We start from the raw sequence: 20,139 nt of genomic DNA on the forward strand, positions 1-20,139 counted from the left end.
CACCTACTTTCTGATATAATTTAGTTAATTTAAAATAAGGAGGGGTTTATGTTGAACCAAATTTTTAAAGATTTTAATATAAGGCATAGTGGTACATCTAATGGATTTTTTTGTCCTCATTGCAATGTTTTCTCTGCATCCCAATATATTTTACAAAGTCAGTTTAATCATAAAAACATAGAATATGGGGTTGTTAAGGCTGACTGTAATTCATGTAGAAATACTTCTATTTGGCTAGTTAAAAATATCTTTAATGATACAGAAGAGATCCTTTTATTTCCTAGAAGTGCTAAGAATATCGATCCTGCAAATACTGACATGCCTGATGACGTTAAGAAAATATACCAGGAAGCATCTTTAATTTTAGAAATTTCGCCGAGAGCATCTGCAGCTTTATCTCGATTAGCCATTGAAACTCTTGCATCTAAACATTTAAATGCAGGAGAAGGGTCATTAAACGATATGATTGGTAATTTAGTACGTAATGGTCTATCATCTAGAATCCAAAGAGCTTTAGATGCAGTTAGAGTTATTGGAAATGAAGGTGTACATCCTGGACAAATTGATATATCAGACGACAAGGAAATTGCTCATACATTATTAAAATTGATTAATATTATAGTTGAAGATCAAATTACTAGAGATAGAGAGATAGATGAAATATACAGTTTAATCCCTGAAAATAAACTTAGAGGAATAGAAGGTAGAGATGCTAACTCTAATCAATAAAATCCTTCTCAAATAGTAAATTTCCTTCAACATCCCAATATTGTTTTGTGTACCGAATAGGATTTGATTCAGTTCCGTCTCCAACTCTAAAAATAATTTCAATGACTTCTTTAATTTCCACAATTTCTGGAGAAGTCTGTAGTCTTGCGATATCCATATATTTTTTCATTTGCCCTCCTAACTAGGCTGATAAATCTCTGCCTGTGCCTTTGAGTGAATGCTTCGCCATTTGTTTGCAGCGATTTGATCTATTAATACTTTTGCCTGGTCAAATTTCCAGTTGGCCACATTGTTGTAGCCACGCTGTTCAAGTTGCCTAATCTGTTTAGGTGTTGATAAATCTTGTTGATTACGGTAATTGACACGTTTAAGTAATTCATCCGCTTTACCTTTAGAATCAATCGAAGTCTGGTCAATCCCGGCTTTTTCTATTTGATTCAATTGTTCTATAGTTGGTGGATCTAGTTCTTGACCAAACATCGGAACATAATTCTGTAAATCCTTATCTTGAATCTGCATTTCAAACTGAATTGGGTCTACTAATCGTTTTTTCTTTGTCCGTAACTTTTCAAGTTGTTTAGCTAATGCTTCTTCACGCTCATTCGTAACGTCTTCGGCAGCTTCCTCGATAATTTCTTCAATATTGACTGGTTCATCTGATTCTTCAATCTTCTCTGTTGCCCTTTTAGCCACTTCTACATCTTCAGCGATTAAATGTGCCGGGTGTACTAGCTCATGTCGGTCTGTATGCCATAAGAAATCTAGTAACAATAGCTCTGACTTACCTGGATATAAACGTGTACCACGTCCAACCATTTGACTGTATAAACTACGTACTTTAGTTGGTCTAAGAACTACAACGCAATCAACTGCTGGACTATCCCAACCTTCTGTCAAAAGCATTGAATTACATAAGACGTTGTATTTACCATCGTCAAAATCTTTTAAAACTTCATCACGATCTTTTGAATTACCGTTAACTTCTGCAGCTTTAAAACCTTTTTGATTTAACAATTCAGTAAACTTCTGACTTGTCTTAACTAGTGGAAGAAATACTACTGTTTTACGGTCTCTTGCATGTTCAACCATTTCATCGGCAATTGCTTCAAGGTATGGATCTAATATATGTCCAACTTGAGTAGCGTTAAAATCTCCCGCAGTCTGCTTCACACCTTTTAAATCTAAATGAATTGGTAAAGTTAACGCTTTGATTGGGGTTAAATAACTCGATTTAATCGCTTTTGGCAAAGTGTATTCGTATGCTAATGAATCAAACAACTGTCCTAGATTCTGCATATCTCCCCGGTCTGGTGTGGCTGTCACACCTAGCACGTTTGCCGACTCAAAATGCTTTAATACGGTCTGATAAGTTGATGACAAAGTATGATGCGCTTCGTCCACAATAATCACGTCAAAGTGATCTGGACTAAATCGACTTAACCGCTTAGCTTGCGCCATTGATTGCACACTACCAACTGTAATCCGTGTCCATGAACCGATAGACGTTTCTTCTGCCTTTTCCTTAGACACTGACAACCCTGTCGACTTCTCAATTTTATCTGCTGCTTGATTTAACAATTCACCACGGTGTGCCAGGATAAGCACTCGCTTACCCTGTCTAACCGCTTCTTCTGCGACCTTACTAAAGACGATTGTTTTCCCTGTACCAGTTGGCAATACTAGCAACGTTTTTTTGTGGCCAACATCCCATTCTTGAAATATCCGCTTAACGGATTCTTCTTGGTAATCTCTAAGTTTCATAATTACCTCCTAAAATTGGAACCCTGGATTGCCACCCTGTGGCTGTTGTTGTGGTGGTGTTTGTTGTGTTGGTTGTTGTACAGGCGCTTGTTGTTGTGGTGTCCACCCAGCCTGTGCTGGTTGTTGAGATGGCTCTAAGAATCGCGTAATACGGTTGTTTTTACTTTGATTACCATCTTTCTTGGTATATTCATTAACTTCAATTTCACAGCGCCCAGTAGCGCCGACTACGTAATTCCAATTAGGTGTTAAAGGTTGCCCTGGTTGTTTTTGTCCGATTGCGATAAAGAATTCTGAAATCTTAAATTCAGTTTTAGTGTGTAAAATCAAACGTTCAATTACTGTTGTATTCCCTTGCTCCCCACCAAAGATCTTGATATGTAATTCAGCTTGTGGTGATACGTCACGAATAGATGATTTTTCAGACGGCTGATATTGACCTCGTTCCATCTTTTCTACTTTGAATTCATATTCGCCAGCATCTAGCAGCGTAAATGATGATTCTTTTGTAATTTGGCTATCCCAAGATAATGCACCTTCAAAGTTGTTGTTTGTCATATTTAAAACTCTCCTTTTTTGATTTGAATTAATGTGTCATATAGTTCTACGTCGCCTTTAATTAGGCATTTAGCAATAGCTTTATCTAGCTGTCTTCTGAATTTAATTCCTGATTGTGCGATGTTCCATATTCTCTTAATTTCGCTTAGGTTAAATTGTTCAAAACGTATCCGCGTTAGTTTATTCATAAATGCGTTATCTTCTTGAACGCTATCAGTTTCTTTATTTGCAGTAGCTGTACGATTATCTACACTACTTAATCTCTTATTTGAAACTTCTTTATACGGCATCCGCATACTAACCACCTACTCTAATATCCATATTGCTTACTGTTTCAGACGGATTAGCATCATTCACTTTCACAAATAAATCTATTAGCACTTGCGGGTTAGCTCTTATTTGATGCACGACTTCCATCACACCGTCCCAGTTGCTTGCAAGTCCTCCGGTAAAGTATTCAGGCGTTGAATTCGCAATGTTCTCAAACGGTGTATTGATTGGGAAATGTCCACGGACACCCATAACCCCGCGAATCTCATCGTCTGAAACGTCATTTGCATTCATTAAATCTGTTAATTCTTTCGGTAATGCTTGGTGGTGTTGAATACCGAATGCAGTATCTACTTGCTCGTTTACTGCTGCTATTTGTTCCGGTGTTTTTTGAATAGCTTGACTTGCAAATGGATCGGGAGCTGATTCTGCTTGAGTAGGTGCTACAGTTTGTTGCGCAGGCTGTGTGACAGGCTCTGTTTGTACTTGCTGTTGTGGAGTATTATCTTGATTTAGATTCGGTACCACATGCGCAATTGAGCTGTAGTCTAAAGGTAGACTTGGTGCTAAACCAAAACGATTTTTAGCATCATATTGTGGCGAATGCTCTGTATATATTTTGCGTTGGCCACCTTGTGCTGCATATTTGTTGCCCATCCCTTCACGTTTGACAACCGTTACGTCATAGTTAAGGAATAACACCATGTCTGCCCATTCCTTTGTCACACCCGCAATATGGCCATTAGAACGCTTAGATAATTTCAGCTCATAACGATCATATGCACCTAAGTCTGTTGGATCCTCAAACTTCTTGATTTCTGAATGAGCTGTTAACACGACGTTGATACCTTGCTCCCTAACATCCGATAACTTATCTAGAAACTTCGTCCACTTCTCACGAACGGCAACATAACCTGCACCATATCCTGGTGATTCAATAGATTTCCAACTGTTTTCAGCTAATACTTGTTTTTCGGCTAGTGTCTGTGCCCAATCCGCTGTGTCAACAATCAGCGTAGCGCATGGCTTGTTTTGAATAACAAAGACTAGTTCTTCCATTAACATTGTGAATGATGTCGGATTAGGTAATCGATTTACATTCATATGCGTTGTAGATTCTTCGGTATCAATAAATAGCGGGTCAGGAAATTGTGCAGCAAATGATGATTTACCCACCCCCTCGGGTCCATATGCGACCACCTTCAACGCTTCGGTTTTAACACCACTTGTAATTTCAAAATTCATTAAAATCCACCTTTCCATGTATTTGTATCCTGTACCGGTACTTCAGCAACTGGTGTAGGATTATCATCTACTACCATCCCGTCTTGGATTATAATCGTGCATTCTTCTCCACCAGAAACTCGTGTGGCAATAGCTTGCAGTTGCTCTTGTTCTAACCATTGACCAAACTCTTGCATTGTCTCGATGTCCATTTGCTCCAACTTATCGATTAGCACAAAGCCACATTCTGGATTTAATTTGCGCACAATAGACACCGCTACAATCAACTGTTGTGAGCCAGACATGTTATCCCATTTTTGACCTTGATAAGTGATCTCGCTATCCACTACTGATAGACCAGAAAGTGGTAAGTTGGCATTGTTTAAAAGCTCCATCTTACTTTGACGAATATCTTCAATGTCTTGGTTCAAGGCTTTATATTGATTTTCTAATCGTAACGCCTCATCTTCAGCCATTGCCTTCTCAGCGTTTGTGCGAACTTTATCGTTAATCGTTTCGATTTCAGCGATACTTGCTTCAATTTCTGCCGTCGATTCATCTTGTAGTTGTGCTGCAGTCTTATTCGCATTTTCTAAATCAGTAGCCGTTTCTGTATGTTTAGCTTTCATATCTGATAGCTCTTGTTGGATACGTGCTAATTCATTTTCCTTTTGTTCAATCAGATATTTTTGATTTGCAAACTGATCAGCCAATTGTTTCGCTTGATTTCTTTTTTGTTGATTAGCCCCATTGCGTGCAAGAATTTCTTGTTGTTGATTAACCAAATCAGAAGCCTTGATATAGTCATTAGGAGCATCTGGATACTCTGGTAATTCATTCGCATGAGCTCGCTTAGATCGTGCTTCTTGTCCCGTATATAAGCGCTGATTAGCCTTTTCTTGCTCCTCTTTTTCGAGTTGTGCTAACTGGTCACCGACACCGATAATCTGCAGCAGTGTGTCAGCCTTTTCTTTTGCGGTTGAATCCATAAACTTTGGTAAATCGATGGCCAACTCCGATACGAAACTATCTAGTAAGTTTTGACCCGCCTTATCACCTGATGGATCAGTTACTTTTAAATCTGAGTTTTTACCCTTGCGCTCGACAATTAGCCCGTTTGATAGCTCTACTTTTAGATATGGGTCAGACATACTACCTTCGCGATTAGCTTGGCTAGGACGCTTACGATTACCACCTAAGGCCCATGCAATGGCATCTAGTACAGATGATTTACCTTGGTTATTTCTACCACCTAAAACCGTTAAGCCGCTCGCTGACGGCTCAAGCATTACAGCCTTCACACGTTTTGTATTTTCAATTTCTAATTTATTAATTTTCACTGTCATGATATACTCCTTTATATGTGTAGTAATAAGTCGTCATTGCCCTGACGGCTTTTTTTATTCATAACTTTCAGCTTCTAAATCTTTAAAACTGTACTCATCATTCAGATTAAAGAGGACTCTCTCAATATCTTCTTCTTCGTTAATTGCAGTCACTCTGATTTGCTTTTCAGTTACGTAAACTATGTATTCAATTTCTTGCTGCTCTTCTTCCTCATCAGGAAACCACTGTTCTTGATCTAAATCATAAACACCTCGCAAGTCATAACCCCCTAGCTATAATTTTTCACTTTGTTTTCCTCAAACGTTTGTTCAAGAATCAAATTGTCGTAATAAGTATTGATTCGATGAACGTCATCCAAGTGTTCTCTATCCTTGGTTTCAAAATAATTATTAAGCGATTTTTCAATTTCTTTATCTCGCATTTCTTCTAATCGTTTAATTACGAAACTCATTCAACCACATCCCAAATCCAAGTCTTATACAGCCCCAAAATTGATAGAATTACGCCAACCAAGGTTGCTTCAAAGCCATGTTGTCTACCAACTTCAACCGTGCCTGCACCGCCTAAGATGAATAAAATACCGATTAGAATCGTAATACCCCACTGTGTCTGTTTTGCTTGTTTACTCATATCTATTCCTCCCTAAATTCGTTAATATCTACGCCTAGTGCGTCTGCTAATTTGAATGCCGTACTTATTTTTATTTCTTTAGTTGAGCCATCGTATATTTTGTAAATTACTGAGTGATTAACGCCAACTTTTTGAGCAATTTGATGCCTTGTTAATTCTGCGTTATCCATTAATTCTTTAATTTTTTTTGTATTCATAAGTTCTCCTCATAATTAAGCTAATTATTGTTCGATAAGTTGTTCTTTTAATATAAACCATATATAATAATGGAACAGATTGCCCCTCATTACAGCGATGTTATGAGTGCATTGGGTGAATTCAAGGAACTCTAAGTCTTTTGATATGAGAACCCTGAGCCAAGCTTAGTTTTTCGTTTTACTAAACTAAGAAGGTGCAACGCATAGATTGTGACTAACGAAGAGAATAATCAATCCACGAGCGCCCAACATCTTATTGAGATGAACAGATATGCTGAACTTATAGGAAACTATAAGATGTATCAGATAAAAAGTTGATACGATAACAATTTGAAAGGACTATCAATTGATGCTTCAGTAATTGGTGACAAATTAAGTATTAAAGGAGTTGAAAACTTGAAAGATTCTTACATTACAGGTTTATCAACTCTCGCTGATTCAGATAATGATCGTTACGCCGATTCTCTGAAAGCCACTTCGTTTACCGATAGAGTATTAAAAGCTGAATCAATTAAAGATAGACTTGGTAATCTAATAAACTTACAGAAAGGAGGTGTTAAAAATGACTTCTTATGCAATGAAGTACGAATGCAAACTTCCCAACGATGGTTCTCATGACCAAGGAGTAACCTTAGAACTCCCTAGCGATATTACCCTTTTAGTTGAAATAGAAAATGATCCTGAAGATTCTAGATATTTCCAAAGAACTAAAGTTTATAGATTATCCAATGGTAAAGAGTTAATCGTCATAGAAGAAGAATGGAGCGATTCTAGAATTTTGAGATTCAATTATCCTTTTAATAAAAAAGGAGACACTCTAGTGTTTAATTTTGATTAAATCTCTTTTAACCCATTCAGGGTAAGAATCTATATCGCCGATATGTACTTTTATAGTTTTTGTTTTATGCACTCGCTTAATCACTGTCGCTAGTCCAATAACTGCAGTGGTTAGTGCGAGTGTTTTTATTGTCTTTTTCATACTATTTACCACCTTTCAAAATTTTCAACGATCCATTTGTTCATTGGCCACTTATTGAATTGCCACTTCTGTCCCTGGACTTCTGGGAACGTCACTATATTTCCTTCTAATTCTTTTTTGAACGGATACAGAATTCGTTCTTTAGCATTTCCAGCCGACATATTGACACGCTCACAGAACCAAGCCATATCTCCTACTGCCCCATAATCTAGCTGGTCGTGAAGTTGCTGTAATTCCGCTTGTTTCTCAAGTAGTAACTTCTGCTTGTCAATTTCCATTAATTGAAAAATTAATTCTTTAGTTTCCACATCGGTGTACCTCCTACTTAATTCCTAAATATGTTTTAATTTCTTCGACTTTCTCTATTGCTTTCGGACCAGTGCGTTTACCACGAACAATATCTGATAAGTAAGCATCGCTAATACCGATAACTTGAGCTAACTGTCTTTGTGTCATTCCCTTACGTCTTAACGTCAATAGAATTCGCCCTTCTAAATCCTCACTCACATACGCCATCTCCTTTCGTATAAAATATTTGCTAATTATTTAGCTAATTTCCTAAAAAGCATTGACATAAACTAACTAATATCATAATATTTAGATATAGCAAATAAACACATTAAAACCTTTGTAAAATAGCATTTCATACGTTCCCCAACGATATTTATTTTGCGTATTTATATGGTTTGGTGCGATTTGTTTAGCTAAATAATTAGCTTATACACATATATTACTAACTTATTAGTTAGTTGTCAACAGTTTAAACTAACTTATTTCATAAAGTTTTATTTGTGTTGCAGAAAAGGTGGCAAAAATGCTTTTAGACCGTGTTAAAGAGCTATCGAAAAAACGCGATATGAGGGTGGCTGATTTAGAAGATGCGTTAGGTTTTGGTAGAAATACTATCTATCAATGGAATAAAAGAACTCCAGGATCTGACAAACTAGAAAAAGTTGCTGAATACTTCAATGTATCTACTGATTACCTATTGGGAAGAACAGATAATCCAAAAGTTAATACTGATGATACTTTATTAGCAGCGCATATTGAAGATGACATAACAGAAGAAGAAATGGAAGAAATTAAGCAATTTATTGAATTTATTAAGTCAAAAAGGTAGTGATTATTTGAATGTAATTGAAAAAATCATGTCTGAATACGATGAATTTAATTATGTTTTTCACCAGAATATGCCTCAAAAGTTGCACGGATTAATCGATGGTACCACTATCTATATTAATGACCATATTAGTGATAAACAAAAATTATCAGCAATTATGGAAGAGGTTGGTCATTATAAAACTTCAAGCCACTCAGATATCACTGACTATAAAATTAATGCCAAAGATGAAGCAGTAGCACGTCGTTGGTCATACGGCCAATTGATACCTGTAGACTCTATAGCTAGGTATCAAGACCGTGAAGATGCTGTATTAGTTTATGAAATAGCTGAGGACTTAGAATTGCCAGAAACTATTGTGGAAAGTGCTATATATATGTATAAGGTTAAGGGTATGATTTAGGGAGGATGTTTAATGGATATTCTTTTTGTGTTCTTGTTATTGGGAGGACTCGGGATAATTGTCGGCATAATATGGTTAATAGTTAATTTAATTAGAAAAAGAAATAAAAAAATACCGATAATTATAACAGTAGTTTCCTTGGTTATAGCTATTGGCAGCAGCATTGGATTAGATCACGTCAATGAAATAGACTATAACAAACCAGTGAATACAGCTCTTACAATTTCAAAATTGCGTGGTCAAGGTGGAGAGTATGAGAATGGAACTTTTGATATGGACGATACGTTGTATGATGCTTATATTATAGATGACAATGCAGCGGTTATTATAAACTCAAATGATACAGTCAAAGGTTTCTATGCTTACCAGGCTAGCGACTCCGAAGTTTATGAAATTTTAGAAACTTTAGGTTTCCCAATTGATGATTACTTAACTGATTTCATTTCAGATGATGAATCAAATACTTACACAAAAACTTATGATAATTATTCTATCCAGTTATCAGAGTATCCAGGAGCTTATGGTGATCATTATGAAAATGAATTATCTGTAATGTTTAACGATTAAAAAAAACGCCCCACTCTCTACTTTGGACGGTCGAAGAGTGAGGCAATCTGAAGTTTGACAAAACGCACTATGTGTGTGCATTCTGCATACCTATTATACCAGAGTTCACACTGAAATGGTAGGAGTGATAAATAATGGCAAGCGTTAATAAAGATCCTAAAACCAATAAATGGTACGTTAGATATAACGTCTACGATAACAAAGGAAATAGACACCAAAAGATGAAAAAAGGCTTCAAATCAAAAAAAGAGGCTCAAATTTATGGCACTAAACAAGAAGAAATTACTTACGATATTAATGCTGATATGCCCTTTGCTGATTACTTTGAGAAATGGTTTTATACATATAAAGAAACTATGATAACTGATAAAGTTATCAAAGAGTATAAACACCTTATAAAATTAGTACATGAGTATTTTGGTAATTTACCCTTAAAGCTATTGACCAGGCAACGGTATCAGACGTTTATTAATATAAGAGGCAAAAATAGAGCTAGAAACACCGTTGAAAAAACACATTTCAGATTAAAACAAGCTATTCAAATGGCTTTAGCTGATAATCTGATACAGGTTGACCCTACTTTCAATGTTGTGATTAGCTACGATAATGATCAGCAATCAAGAATTAAGGCTTGGAATATCCATGACGGCGAACTATTAACAAAAGCGTTTCAAGATGAATTAACGCCTAGAAGTACAGCGCTATATATTGCTATCAATACTGGTTTACGTCTTGGCGAGATATATGGATTATCATGGGATGATATCCACGGAAATGTATTAGAGGTAAATCGTGGTTATGATTATACTGCAAGTAAAACATTTACTGCAGGTAAGACAAAGACAAGTATTCGTAAAATTAAAATTACTGATACTTTTAAGAAACATATATTTGAATATAAACTAAAGTTTCAATCACAGTCACCTAAGTTTTTATTCTTGGATAAATTTGAAAACCCAGTAATTACTGATACTGCAATTAGAAAATACTTAAAGAAACTATGTGAGAGTTTATCGATAGAATTTTGTGGTATCCACGGACTACGTCATACACATTGTAGCTACCTGATCTATAATGGTATTGATATCAATTACATCAGCAAGCGATTAGGCCACGCTAGCACCATTGAAACGCTTAAGACTTATGCACACATACTAAATGAATTTAAGCAGCAACAAGATACAAAGGTAATCGAGATTTTAGAAAATACAGAGCAACATGTGAACACCATGTGAACTCACCCTTTACAAACGTTGATATGACAACAATTCATATTCCTGCATTCGGCATAAATAAGTACAAAAAGCGGTTAGGACAAGCAAATGTCCCAACCGCTTTTTCCATAAATTGAATTATAAAACTTGTGCCAAAATGGCTACGGCTTGATCAATTTCATCCTTGCCAACGTTTAATGGTGGCAACAGACGTAGGACATTCCCTTTAGATGAGGTCACTAATAAACCTAGATTACTTGCTTCTTTAACAACATCAGCTACAGGTTTTGTCAAACCTATACCAATCAAAAGCCCTTGTCCCTTGATTTCTGTGACATCAGGATGATTAAGCTTGGTGATTGCTTCTATTAAATAGGCAGATTTGTCCTGTACATTGGCTAAAAGATTGCGTTCTTCAAATGCATCTAAGATATAATTGCCGGCGGCGGTTGCTAGCGGATTTCCCCCGAAGGTTGTGCCGTGGTCGCCGGGTTGGAAATGATTGGCTACGTCCTTTTTCGCCACAATAGCACCAATCGGGTAACCCCCTCCCAAACCCTTAGCCAGTGAAATGATATCTGGTTTCAAAGCAGTTTGTTGGTAAGCGAACATGGTACCCGTACGACCTATCCCAGTTTGGACTTCGTCGATGATGACTAGGACATTCGCCTCATCTTGAATCTGATTCACAGTCTCAATGAACTCAGGTGTTAGCTGGTTGACGCCACCTTCACCCTGAATCACCTCCACAATAACGGCTGCAGTATTAGGATTCACAGCCTCAATCAAAGCTTGGCTGTCGTTAAATGCTACATAAGAAAAACCAGGTAGTAGTGGTTCAAATCCAGTTTGTAAAGCGGGTTGGCCTGTTGCCGTTAAGGTAGCCATAGTTCGTCCGTGGAAAGATTGCTTCATTGAAATAATTTCATAGGCATCCGGTCCCTTGGTCTCAATGCCCCATTTACGGGCTAATTTCAAAGCCGCCTCATTGGCTTCTGCACCTGAATTGGCGAAAAATACTTGATCTAAACCAGACAAGTTCACCAATTTTTCAGCTAAATGGATACCAGGCTCATGCCAGAATAAGTTGGACACATGAATCAATTTACCAGCTTGCTGACTTAAATGAGCCACAAAACCTGGATCCGCATGACCCAAAACGTTACATGCGATACCAGAAATAAAGTCTAGATATTTGTTGCCCTCAAGGTCTGTCACATACGTTCCTTGACCAGACACCATCACCTTGTCCGCCCGATTAAAGGTGTGCATGGTAACTTGTTCCCCTAAGGCAATTAGCGCTTCACTCGTCATTTTGAATCCCCCTTAACTCCTGTAATCTGCATTAATCTTGATATAATCTTCCGTCATATCCGCCGTCCACACTGACGCGTCGAATTCGCCGACCCCCATATCAATGGCAATCACAATTTCTTTTTCTGATAAAATGGCTAGCGCCTGATTTTCATCGAACACTCGCCCTGCACCTTTCTCGCAAGTCACAATACTGCCCTTGTCTGACTGGAAGGCAATGCTCACTTTGTCGGTTTGGAAAACGCTTGGCTGAGCCTGACCAACCGCTGAAATCGCCCGTCCCCAATTGGCATCTTGGCCAAAAAGAGCTGTTTTCACTAAGGATGAAGTAGCGACTTGTTTGGCGATTTTAACAGCATCTTCTTTGCTACCAGCACCCTTTACTTGTACTTCTACAAATTTACTAGCACCTTCTCCGTCTTTAACAATTAATTGGGCCATTTCTAAACAAATGGCTTCTAATTGTTGGTAGAAAACTGCAATATTGGCCTTGCTTGGGGTAATTTGAACCTTGTTGGTTGAAGCAAGAATAATCGTGTCATTTGGGCTAGTATCCCCATCCACAGAGATTTGATTAAAAGTATTGGCAACCGCTGACTGTAACATTTGTTGGAAAGTAGCTTGGCCTAAATCAAAATCCGTCACGATATACGATAATAAAGTCCCTAAATTAGGATGAATCATCCCTGCACCCTTAGCAATGGCTGCCAAATGAACTGTTTGACCATCAATTTCAAATTCATATGCAACTTGTTTGATAGTGGTATCAGTAGTCATAATAGCTTCAGCTGCTGGAATGGAATCCCCATCCGTCATTTGATGGGTCAATTTATTTACTTTTACATCGAAGGCATCCAGGTTCATTGGCACCCCAATTACACCCGTTGAACAAATCAAAACTTCTTCAGGTGCTATGTCTAATTGATCTGCTAGCACACTGGCCATCAAATGTACGTCGTAATCGCCTCGTGGCCCATTAAAAGTATTGGCATTGCCTGAATTAATCATGATTGCTTTGAATTGGCTATTTTCATTTAATAGTTTCTTGTCGTAAATGATGTGATGCGATTGCACGGCATTTTGCGTGAAGACAGCTGTCATGGTTGCACCCTTAGGGAAAAATATCAGGGCTAAATCTTTGGCATCTTTCTTAAATCCCGCATGTACACCCGAAACCCATACATCTTCAATGGCACACAAACCACCTGGAATTTTTTGGACAGCCGTTTGGCTCAACTTGGCTTCTTCATGGATGGTATTTTTCATTTCATGACTCCTTTCTCGATATTATGGCATTAATGGTATTTGTGTTAAGCCTAAATTTTCTTCTAAGCCGTACATGATGTTCATATTTTGGACTGCTTGTCCTGAAGCACCCTTCATTAAATTATCAATGACAGCGAAAATAATGAGACGATTGGTCCGTACATCCACTTTCACTTGAATTTGGGTGAAATTAGAACCACGCACATGTTTGATTTGCGGTAGACCTGCTTCCTCAGATAATACATGCACAAAATACTCATCTTGATAATAATCTTGATATAAAGCTCTAATGGCATCTTCGGTGATATCTTCTTTTAAATTGACATAAATTGTAGCGTGAATACCACGTTCCGTTGGTAATAAATGCGGGGTAAATTGAACTTGAATTTCCTCCCCAGCTTCTAGGCTCAGGATTTGTTCAATCTCTGGAATGTGTCTGTGGGTAAGTGGATTATAGGCGTAAAAATTATTGCCTAGTTCAGTCAGTAGATTACTGATTTTTGCTGAACGACCTGCACCAGATACACCTGTCTTGGCATCGATAATAATCGAAGACTGATCAATAAAATCAGCGCCAATTACCGGAAGCAAGCCAAGTAAACTACAGGTTACAAAGCAACCAGGGTTGGCAATTAATTGTGCCCCTTTCACAGTATGACGGTTGATTTCTGGTAAACCATAGACGGCTTGTGGTAATAATTCGGGTGCACTTTGCGGAATCCCATAATATTTTTCATAAACCGCAGTATCTTGCAATCTGAAATCACCAGATAAATCGATGACCTTAACCCCATAACGCAAAGCTTCTGGGACCATTTCCATGGCAACTCCTTGTGGTAAACAAAGGAAAATGACATCGACATTTGGCAAAATCTTATCCGCTTCATATGCGACAAATTTTTGATCAATAAGACCCATGAATTGAGGGAAATAGCTTTGAACTGGTGTCCCTGCTGCTTGACGAGATGTTACATAGGCAATGTCAACATCCGGGCGTGGTAAAAGTAAACGCATCAATTCTTCACCTGTATACCCTGTTGCCCCAACAATTGCTACCTTAATCATAATTCCATCATTCCTCCTTACACTTCTGGACAGAATAAATTACCGTTTGTCGCTGCCATGATTGCCTTAATCGAATGTAGGCGATTTTCCGCTTGCTGGAATTGTTTGGCATATGGCGCTTGGAAAACTTCATCGGTTACTTCCATTTCAGTGTAGCCATATTGCGCTGCAACTTTTTGACCATATTGGGTTTCAGTATCGTGAAAAGCAGGTAGACAATGTAAGAAGATAAAGTCTGGGTTTTCAACGTGTGCCAATAAGTCCGCATTCACTTGATACGACATTAACAAATTGATACGTTCTTCAAACTTGTCTTCCTCACCCATAGATACCCATACATCGGTATAGATGATGTCTGCGGGCTTCACAGCTGCAATTGGATCATCCGTAATGGTAATCACGGCGCCAGTGTCTTCGGCTACTACTTGTGCTGCAGCGACAATCTTAGGATCTGGTTGTAAGCTTGGTGTTGAGGCAATGGTAATGTTGACCCCTAATTTGGCACCTGCAACCATTAAGGAATTGGCCATGTTGTTCCGACCATCCCCTAGATAAACCAAAGTAAGTCCTTTTAACTGACCAAAAATTTCTTTAATGGTCATAAAGTCAGCAATCATTTGGGTTGGATGCCAATCATCGGTTAAGCCATTCCAAACTGGCACACCTGAATTGGCGGCTAGCGCTTCAACGGCTTCCTGACTGAACCCACGATACTCAATGCCATCAAACATAGACCCCAAGACTTTGGCTGTGTCGACAACTGATTCCTTCTTGCCTAATTGAATGTCATTGGCACCAAGATATTCTGGGTGACCACCTAAGTCAGATACAGCTACAGTAAAGGCCGCACGTGTTCTAGTTGATGATTTTTCAAATAGTAAAGCGATATTTTGACCTTTTAAATATTCGTGAGGAATATGATTTTTCTTCAACGCTTTTAAATGAATGGCGAAATCAACCAAATACGCCACTTCTTGGCTAGTGAAATCTAATAGTTTTAGGAAACTTTTGCCTTGGAAATTCATGGATATAACCTCTTTCTATGCTGTAATCATGGTGCCGATGCCGTCTTTAGTAAACAATTCTAAAATCAACGCATGATCGATTGTGCCATCGATAATTTGACAGGTTTTCACGCCTTCTTCGATTGCTTGGATACAGTTCATCACTTTAGGAATCATACCGCCTGTAATAATGCCCACATCAATCGCTTCAAGAATTTCAGCCTTGGACATTTGCGAATATAAAGTTGATGGATCTTTCGGGTCCTTATAAATACCATTGATGTCGGTCAGATAAATCATTTTTTCCGCCTGAAGTGCTGCTGCAATATAGGCCGCCGCTTCATCCGAATTCAAATTCAAACTCTCACCATTTGGTCCATAAGCAATTGGTGCAATGACGGGTACCAAATCAGCTGCAAGGACTTGATGCAAGTAGCCCGTATTGATTTTAGTCACCTGACCAACTTGCCCTAGCGATGGATCTTTTTGGACTGCTTCAATCACTTTGTTGTCCTTACCAGACAGTGAAACCGTCGCAATATCTTGCTCATTCAGTAAAGTCGTGATATTCGGTGATACGAGTCCTGTTAAAACCATTTCCACCGTCTGCATCATTTCACTTGTGGTAACACGGAGCCCATTATGAAACTCCGACTCAATCCCTTGAACCGCTAGCATCTTGTTGATTTCCGGACCGCCACCGTGAACAATCACTGGCTTCATCCCAACATATTTCAACCAAACAATATCGGAAATTACCTTTTCACGCATCTCTTTAGATACCATGGCATGACCGCCATACTTGATGACCACTATTTTTTGGTAAAAATCTTTGATATAGGATAATGAATCGATTAAAATACTGGCTTTTTCAATTGCTTGCTTGGAAACTTGTGACATAAAAATCCTCCTCCTAAAAAAATAACGTCTCTATACTTACTTGCGTAAATATAGAGACGTTTTACCCGCGGTACCACTCTATTTGACACATTCCCCTATATACATAGTGACTGTATCCCCTCAAATCCTAACGCTGATGCGGCGTTTCTGTTCACCAATCACAAAAATTAGCTTACAGAAATCTATTAAAGTGCGCTTCAATTGGTGCAACATAGTAACCTCTCACCCTTGTTACCTCGCTATGATGATTCCCAACATACTCGCTTTATCTCATTATTTAATTGTATAAAAAAGCCCCGTTCCATGTTCAAATAGAACATAGAGACGAGGCTTATCCGTGGTACCACTCTAGTTAACTCAAATAACATTTGAATTCACTCGATTTTGTTAACGCTGCTTCAGCGAATTTGGCTAAATTGCTTCACCAAATTGTCGATAAAGTGCGGTTCAGTCAGTTTGTTTTATTAGGCTTCCACTCTACCCTAAATCGCTTTGAAAACGCATCTAACTTACTCTCTTTATCTTTGACTCGTTATGATATTGAAGTAAGTTTATTAGCATTTGATGATAAAGTCAAGCAATTTTCTCATATTTTATACAAAAAATTTAAAATTCCTTATGCCCACCAAAGTTATAACGCATAGCTGACAAGGCTTGATTAGAAAATGACAAAGCTTTTAGACTCGCATTTCGTTTCATTAAAGATAAGGCAATCGTTGGCACCGCCACTTCTTCTTCCAAGGCTTCTTGGATCATCCATTTAGCTTCACCAGATGCGGCTACTTGGTTGGTAAAGCTAGATAATTCCTTATCTTTCGCTAATTCCGCGTGAATATTTGATAACAAGGCCGATTCAATAATCGAACCAAATTCCCAATTTCCTGTCACTTCCGCTAGGTCATACTGATAATGTGATTGTTCTTTTAATAACTCCAGACCTTCAGCAAGTGCCTGCATCATCCCGTATTCAATCCCATTATGCACCATTTTTAAATAATGCCCGCTACCGATACCTTCGTAGGCTTGGAAACCATTTGCGACACATAGTGATGATAAAAGTGCTAACAAGTCTTTGCTTGCAGTCTCTTTGCCACCAAGCATCATGCATGCCCCATAACGTGCGCCATGGACCCCGCCAGATAAACCACAATCATGATAATCAATACCTACAGCCGCCAATTGATTTGCCGCTTCAATCGACACCTGATATTGTGCATTCGCGAAGTCGACGATGGTATCGCCAGATTTTAGCGTACCCGCCAATTGTGCAATCATTCCTTGGGTAATTGGTCCCGCCGGTAATAACAATAAGACCAGATTTTTGTCACTGGCATCTTTCAATACCGCAAGATCATCCAAGTAAGTCAAATTCGCATGCGAAAAACTTTCACGCACACTGGTATTGATATCGAAACCATTCACTTGATGGCCCTTATCTAACATCTGCTTGGTGATATTTAGACCCATTTTCCCCAAACCGACAACTGTAATTTGCATAATTTCCTCCACTTTAATCCTTATTTGCTGATATAGTCTTTAAACCAAGCAAATGAATCTTTCTTCAGACGTTTCAAACTACCCTGACCTGCATCATTACGGTCGACATAAATTAAGCCGTAACGCTTAGACATTTCCCCACTAGAAGATGACACAAGATCGATAATCGACCACATCGTGTAGCCAATCAAAGGAATCCCGTCCTCTTCCATAGCGCGTTTCATCATATCTAGATGTGCTTCTAGGTAGCTGATTCGATAATCATCATGAATTTTTCCATCTTCAGTAACCGTATCTTTGGCACCCAAACCATTTTCTACGAGCATCAAAGGTTTTTGATATCGATCCCAAATCGTGTTCATTACAATGCGTAGACCAGTCGGGTCAATCATCCAACCCCATTCAGAACGCTTCAAGTATGGATTGACCACCCCACCAGCAGCATTCCCCGTATTGGTATCTACCCCACTTGTATCCGCTTTCGAAGTTCTCGATGCATAATAAGAGAAGGAAATAAAATCACAGGTGTTTTCTGCTAAAAGGGCCAAGTCTTCTTCTGTCATGTCTATCTGAATACCTTGGCGTTCAAAATCCTTTAAGACCCATCTTGGATATGCCCCACGTGATTGCACATCTAGGAAAAAGAAGTTTTCTTGATTTGCACGTTGCGCCACTAATACATCTTCAGGATTCGCACTATAAGGATAATAATCCCCTGCCGCTAACATAGAACCTAATTGTGCATCCGGATCAATTGCACGTAATCGTTTGGTTGCTAGAGCTGAAGCCACCATTTCATAATGCGCCGCTTGATAAATGACTTGTTGGCGATTTTCGGTTGCTTCGTCGATTTGTAAGCCTGCGCCAGTAAATGGTTTATGCAAAATCATGTTAATTTCATTAAATGAAATCCAGTATTTTACTTTACCCTTGTAGCGTTCGAATAAAGTGACAGCATATTTTTCATACATGGCAATCATCTGACGATTCTTCCATGATTCAAAGGCGTCCATTAAGCCCTTTGGCACATCAAAATGGCAAATCGTTACAATCGGTTCTATCCCATTTTCAAGTAATAAATCGATTACTCGGTCATAAAAAGCTAAGCCTGCTTCATTTGGTGTATCTTCTAAACCAGTAGGGAAAATACGCGACCAAGAAATAGAGAAACGATAGGCATTTACACCTAATTCAGCCATCAAAGCGATATCTTCTTCATAATGGTGGTAAAAATCAATCGATTCATGCGAAGGATAAAAAGCGTCCGCTTTGGCTTGGTTATATGGCATGCGACCTTGTGCGATAGCTAAGCGATCTTCACCATGTGGTAGTAAATCAATATTGGATAAGCCACGACCATCAGTTACATACGCACCTTCAATTTGATTGGCAGCAGAAGCGCCACCCCATAGAAAAGTATTATTCACCATCAGTGCCTCTTTCTGCTTTTAATGTTTCCATAGCACTATAGACATCAATTAATTCTTTGGCCATATCCAAGAAAGTTAAAGCTGTCATTAAATGGTCTTGTGCATGAATCATTAATAGACTAAGTTCTGTATGATTCCCATTTGCTTCTTCGGTTAATAAGTTTGTTTGGGTATTATGGGCTTGGTTAATTTTGGCATTTGCCTCTTTAATTTTTTCGTTTGCTAGGTCAAAATCTTTCTTTTTAGCTGCATAAATTGCTTCCATAGCGCTTGATTTGGCATCACCTGCGTGGATGATTAAGTTCATGATCATTAAGCTGTTGTCTTCCATATTGTTCACCTATTCCTTTACTAAGTTCAATGCTTGATTTAATACTTTTTGTCCGTCCATGGTGCCATAATCACGTGGTGGAATTGTGGCAATGGGAATATTTTTAGCTGATAATTCGCTCTTATAGGTCTCTTCAAAGAAACGGACATGAGGACCAAGTAAAACCACATCAACCGGATTCGACTCGATATATTCCATAGCCTCAGTTGATGGTTTCGCTAACACTTCTGCAGCGACATTCGCCTCGTCAATAGCAATTTTCATTGCTCGAACGAGCATGCTGGTAGACATGCCTGCCGAGCAAACAAGCATAATTTTAATGTTGTCCATATT

At 38.4% G+C, this 20,139-nt stretch carries 28 protein-coding genes and 1 other annotated feature; of the genes, 6 read left to right on the plus strand and 22 right to left on the minus strand.

Translation table 11 applies throughout. The features are described 5' to 3' along the window. Nucleotides 1–48: 48 nt before the first annotated feature. Nucleotides 49–729, plus strand: a complete 681-nt coding sequence (locus EF384_RS01200) for a DUF4145 domain-containing protein (protein WP_123779157.1) — start codon at nt 49–51, stop codon at nt 727–729. On the opposite strand, the gene EF384_RS01205 is transcribed toward EF384_RS01200, so the two are convergent. Genes EF384_RS01205 through EF384_RS01250 form a run of 10 tightly spaced genes read right to left on the minus strand, consistent with a single transcriptional unit; the run spans nt 719 to nt 6,716 of the window. Further along, complete coding sequence (locus EF384_RS01205; protein WP_123779158.1) at nt 719–898, minus strand: hypothetical protein; 180 nt, start codon at nt 896–898, stop codon at nt 719–721. The two genes, EF384_RS01200 and EF384_RS01205, sit on opposite strands and share 11 nt — an antisense overlap. An 8-nt stretch (nt 899–906) precedes the next feature. Then, entirely contained in the window at nt 907–2,490 is a 1,584-nt protein-coding gene (locus tag EF384_RS01210) for a DEAD/DEAH box helicase (RefSeq protein WP_123779159.1), read from the minus strand. Between the two features lie 9 nt (nt 2,491–2,499). Further along, the gene (locus tag EF384_RS01215; RefSeq protein WP_123779160.1) at nt 2,500–3,048 is read right to left on the minus strand and encodes a hypothetical protein; all 549 of its coding nucleotides are present in this window, start codon (nt 3,046–3,048) and stop codon (nt 2,500–2,502) included. A gap of 2 nt (nt 3,049–3,050) precedes the next feature. Continuing rightward, a complete protein-coding gene (locus tag EF384_RS01220; RefSeq protein WP_123779161.1) occupies nt 3,051–3,338 on the minus strand; it encodes a hypothetical protein in 288 nt (95 codons plus the stop codon). A 7-nt stretch (nt 3,339–3,345) separates the two neighbouring features. Continuing rightward, nucleotides 3,346–4,563 (minus strand): ATP-binding protein, encoded by a 1,218-nt coding sequence (locus EF384_RS01225; RefSeq protein WP_158607394.1) that lies wholly within the window; start codon nt 4,561–4,563, stop codon nt 3,346–3,348. Continuing rightward, nucleotides 4,563–5,888 carry an AAA family ATPase gene (locus EF384_RS01230; RefSeq protein WP_123779163.1) on the minus strand — a complete coding sequence of 442 codons (1,326 nt, stop codon included), beginning with the start codon at nt 5,886–5,888 and terminating at the stop codon, nt 4,563–4,565. The genes EF384_RS01225 and EF384_RS01230 overlap by 1 nt, the downstream gene beginning before the upstream one ends. Before the next feature lie 54 nt (nt 5,889–5,942). Next, complete coding sequence (locus EF384_RS01235) at nt 5,943–6,146, minus strand: hypothetical protein (protein ID WP_123779164.1); 204 nt, start codon at nt 6,144–6,146, stop codon at nt 5,943–5,945. Between the two features lie 11 nt (nt 6,147–6,157). Continuing rightward, nucleotides 6,158–6,340 (minus strand): hypothetical protein, encoded by a 183-nt coding sequence (locus EF384_RS01240; RefSeq protein WP_123779165.1) that lies wholly within the window; start codon nt 6,338–6,340, stop codon nt 6,158–6,160. After that, the gene (locus EF384_RS01245; protein WP_123779166.1) at nt 6,337–6,519 is read right to left on the minus strand and encodes a hypothetical protein; all 183 of its coding nucleotides are present in this window, start codon (nt 6,517–6,519) and stop codon (nt 6,337–6,339) included. The genes EF384_RS01240 and EF384_RS01245 overlap by 4 nt, the downstream gene beginning before the upstream one ends. Before the next feature lie 2 nt (nt 6,520–6,521). After that, nucleotides 6,522–6,716 (minus strand): helix-turn-helix domain-containing protein, encoded by a 195-nt coding sequence (locus EF384_RS01250; protein WP_123779167.1) that lies wholly within the window; start codon nt 6,714–6,716, stop codon nt 6,522–6,524. Nucleotides 6,717–7,278: 562 nt separating this feature from the next. Here EF384_RS01250 and EF384_RS01255 point away from each other — a divergent pair. Then, the gene (locus EF384_RS01255; RefSeq protein ID WP_123779168.1) at nt 7,279–7,554 is read left to right on the plus strand and encodes a hypothetical protein; all 276 of its coding nucleotides are present in this window, start codon (nt 7,279–7,281) and stop codon (nt 7,552–7,554) included. Here EF384_RS01255 and EF384_RS09705 read toward each other — a convergent pair. Genes EF384_RS09705 through EF384_RS01265 form a run of 3 tightly spaced genes read right to left on the minus strand, consistent with a single transcriptional unit; the run spans nt 7,534 to nt 8,202 of the window. Next, the gene (locus EF384_RS09705) at nt 7,534–7,695 is read right to left on the minus strand and encodes a hypothetical protein (protein WP_158607395.1); all 162 of its coding nucleotides are present in this window, start codon (nt 7,693–7,695) and stop codon (nt 7,534–7,536) included. The genes EF384_RS01255 and EF384_RS09705 overlap by 21 nt on opposite strands. A gap of 5 nt (nt 7,696–7,700) precedes the next feature. After that, the gene (locus tag EF384_RS01260) at nt 7,701–8,003 is read right to left on the minus strand and encodes a DUF771 domain-containing protein (RefSeq protein ID WP_123779169.1); all 303 of its coding nucleotides are present in this window, start codon (nt 8,001–8,003) and stop codon (nt 7,701–7,703) included. 13 nt (nt 8,004–8,016) lie between these two features. Continuing rightward, nucleotides 8,017–8,202, minus strand: a complete 186-nt coding sequence (locus EF384_RS01265; RefSeq protein WP_123779170.1) for a helix-turn-helix domain-containing protein — start codon at nt 8,200–8,202, stop codon at nt 8,017–8,019. Nucleotides 8,203–8,509: 307 nt separating this feature from the next. Between EF384_RS01265 and EF384_RS01270 the strand changes: the two genes are divergently transcribed. The 4 genes from EF384_RS01270 (at nt 8,510) to EF384_RS01285 (ending at nt 11,020) form a co-directional block, all read left to right on the plus strand. Further along, on the plus strand, nt 8,510–8,815 hold the full coding sequence (locus EF384_RS01270) for a helix-turn-helix domain-containing protein (RefSeq protein WP_123779171.1): 306 nt from the start codon (nt 8,510–8,512) through the stop codon (nt 8,813–8,815). Nucleotides 8,816–8,822: 7 nt separating this feature from the next. Next, complete coding sequence (locus EF384_RS01275; protein WP_148076695.1) at nt 8,823–9,218, plus strand: ImmA/IrrE family metallo-endopeptidase; 396 nt, start codon at nt 8,823–8,825, stop codon at nt 9,216–9,218. Between the two features lie 12 nt (nt 9,219–9,230). After that, entirely contained in the window at nt 9,231–9,785 is a 555-nt protein-coding gene (locus tag EF384_RS01280; RefSeq protein ID WP_123779173.1) for a hypothetical protein, read from the plus strand. Nucleotides 9,786–9,919: 134 nt separating this feature from the next. Next, the gene (locus EF384_RS01285) at nt 9,920–11,020 is read left to right on the plus strand and encodes a tyrosine-type recombinase/integrase (RefSeq protein WP_123779174.1); all 1,101 of its coding nucleotides are present in this window, start codon (nt 9,920–9,922) and stop codon (nt 11,018–11,020) included. Nucleotides 11,021–11,137: 117 nt separating this feature from the next. Here EF384_RS01285 and EF384_RS01290 read toward each other — a convergent pair whose 3' ends face one another. From EF384_RS01290 to EF384_RS01325, 9 genes are all read right to left on the minus strand, one after another. Beyond that, nucleotides 11,138–12,313, minus strand: a complete 1,176-nt coding sequence (locus tag EF384_RS01290; protein WP_123779175.1) for an acetylornithine transaminase — start codon at nt 12,311–12,313, stop codon at nt 11,138–11,140. A gap of 12 nt (nt 12,314–12,325) precedes the next feature. Next, nucleotides 12,326–13,579 (minus strand): bifunctional glutamate N-acetyltransferase/amino-acid acetyltransferase ArgJ, encoded by a 1,254-nt coding sequence (gene argJ / locus EF384_RS01295; protein ID WP_123779176.1) that lies wholly within the window; start codon nt 13,577–13,579, stop codon nt 12,326–12,328. A 21-nt stretch (nt 13,580–13,600) separates the two neighbouring features. Further along, nucleotides 13,601–14,644: an N-acetyl-gamma-glutamyl-phosphate reductase gene (argC, locus tag EF384_RS01300; RefSeq protein ID WP_123779177.1), complete on the minus strand. Its 1,044-nt coding sequence runs from the start codon at nt 14,642–14,644 to the stop codon at nt 13,601–13,603. Nucleotides 14,645–14,661: 17 nt separating this feature from the next. Further along, complete coding sequence (gene argF, locus EF384_RS09735; RefSeq protein WP_199729692.1) at nt 14,662–15,669, minus strand: ornithine carbamoyltransferase; 1,008 nt, start codon at nt 15,667–15,669, stop codon at nt 14,662–14,664. A 15-nt stretch (nt 15,670–15,684) separates the two neighbouring features. After that, a complete protein-coding gene (gene argB, locus EF384_RS09740; protein WP_199729693.1) occupies nt 15,685–16,548 on the minus strand; it encodes an acetylglutamate kinase in 864 nt (287 codons plus the stop codon). A 317-nt stretch (nt 16,549–16,865) separates the two neighbouring features. Further along, nucleotides 16,866–17,082, minus strand: a binding site (T-box leader). A gap of 72 nt (nt 17,083–17,154) precedes the next feature. Next, a complete protein-coding gene (locus EF384_RS01310) occupies nt 17,155–18,045 on the minus strand; it encodes an NADP-dependent phosphogluconate dehydrogenase (RefSeq protein WP_123779178.1) in 891 nt (296 codons plus the stop codon). Nucleotides 18,046–18,065: 20 nt separating this feature from the next. Next, entirely contained in the window at nt 18,066–19,475 is a 1,410-nt protein-coding gene (locus EF384_RS01315; protein WP_123779179.1) for a 6-phospho-beta-glucosidase, read from the minus strand. Further along, complete coding sequence (locus EF384_RS01320) at nt 19,465–19,806, minus strand: PTS sugar transporter subunit IIA (protein ID WP_123779180.1); 342 nt, start codon at nt 19,804–19,806, stop codon at nt 19,465–19,467. Before EF384_RS01320 ends, EF384_RS01315 begins: the two co-directional genes overlap by 11 nt. A gap of 9 nt (nt 19,807–19,815) precedes the next feature. Beyond that, a complete protein-coding gene (locus tag EF384_RS01325; RefSeq protein ID WP_123779181.1) occupies nt 19,816–20,136 on the minus strand; it encodes a PTS sugar transporter subunit IIB in 321 nt (106 codons plus the stop codon). Between the last annotated feature and the right edge of the window lie 3 nt (nt 20,137–20,139).

Origin of the sequence: Aerococcus agrisoli, assembly GCF_003797145.1 — a bacterium.
Lineage (GTDB): Bacteria > Bacillota > Bacilli > Lactobacillales > Aerococcaceae > Aerococcus > Aerococcus agrisoli.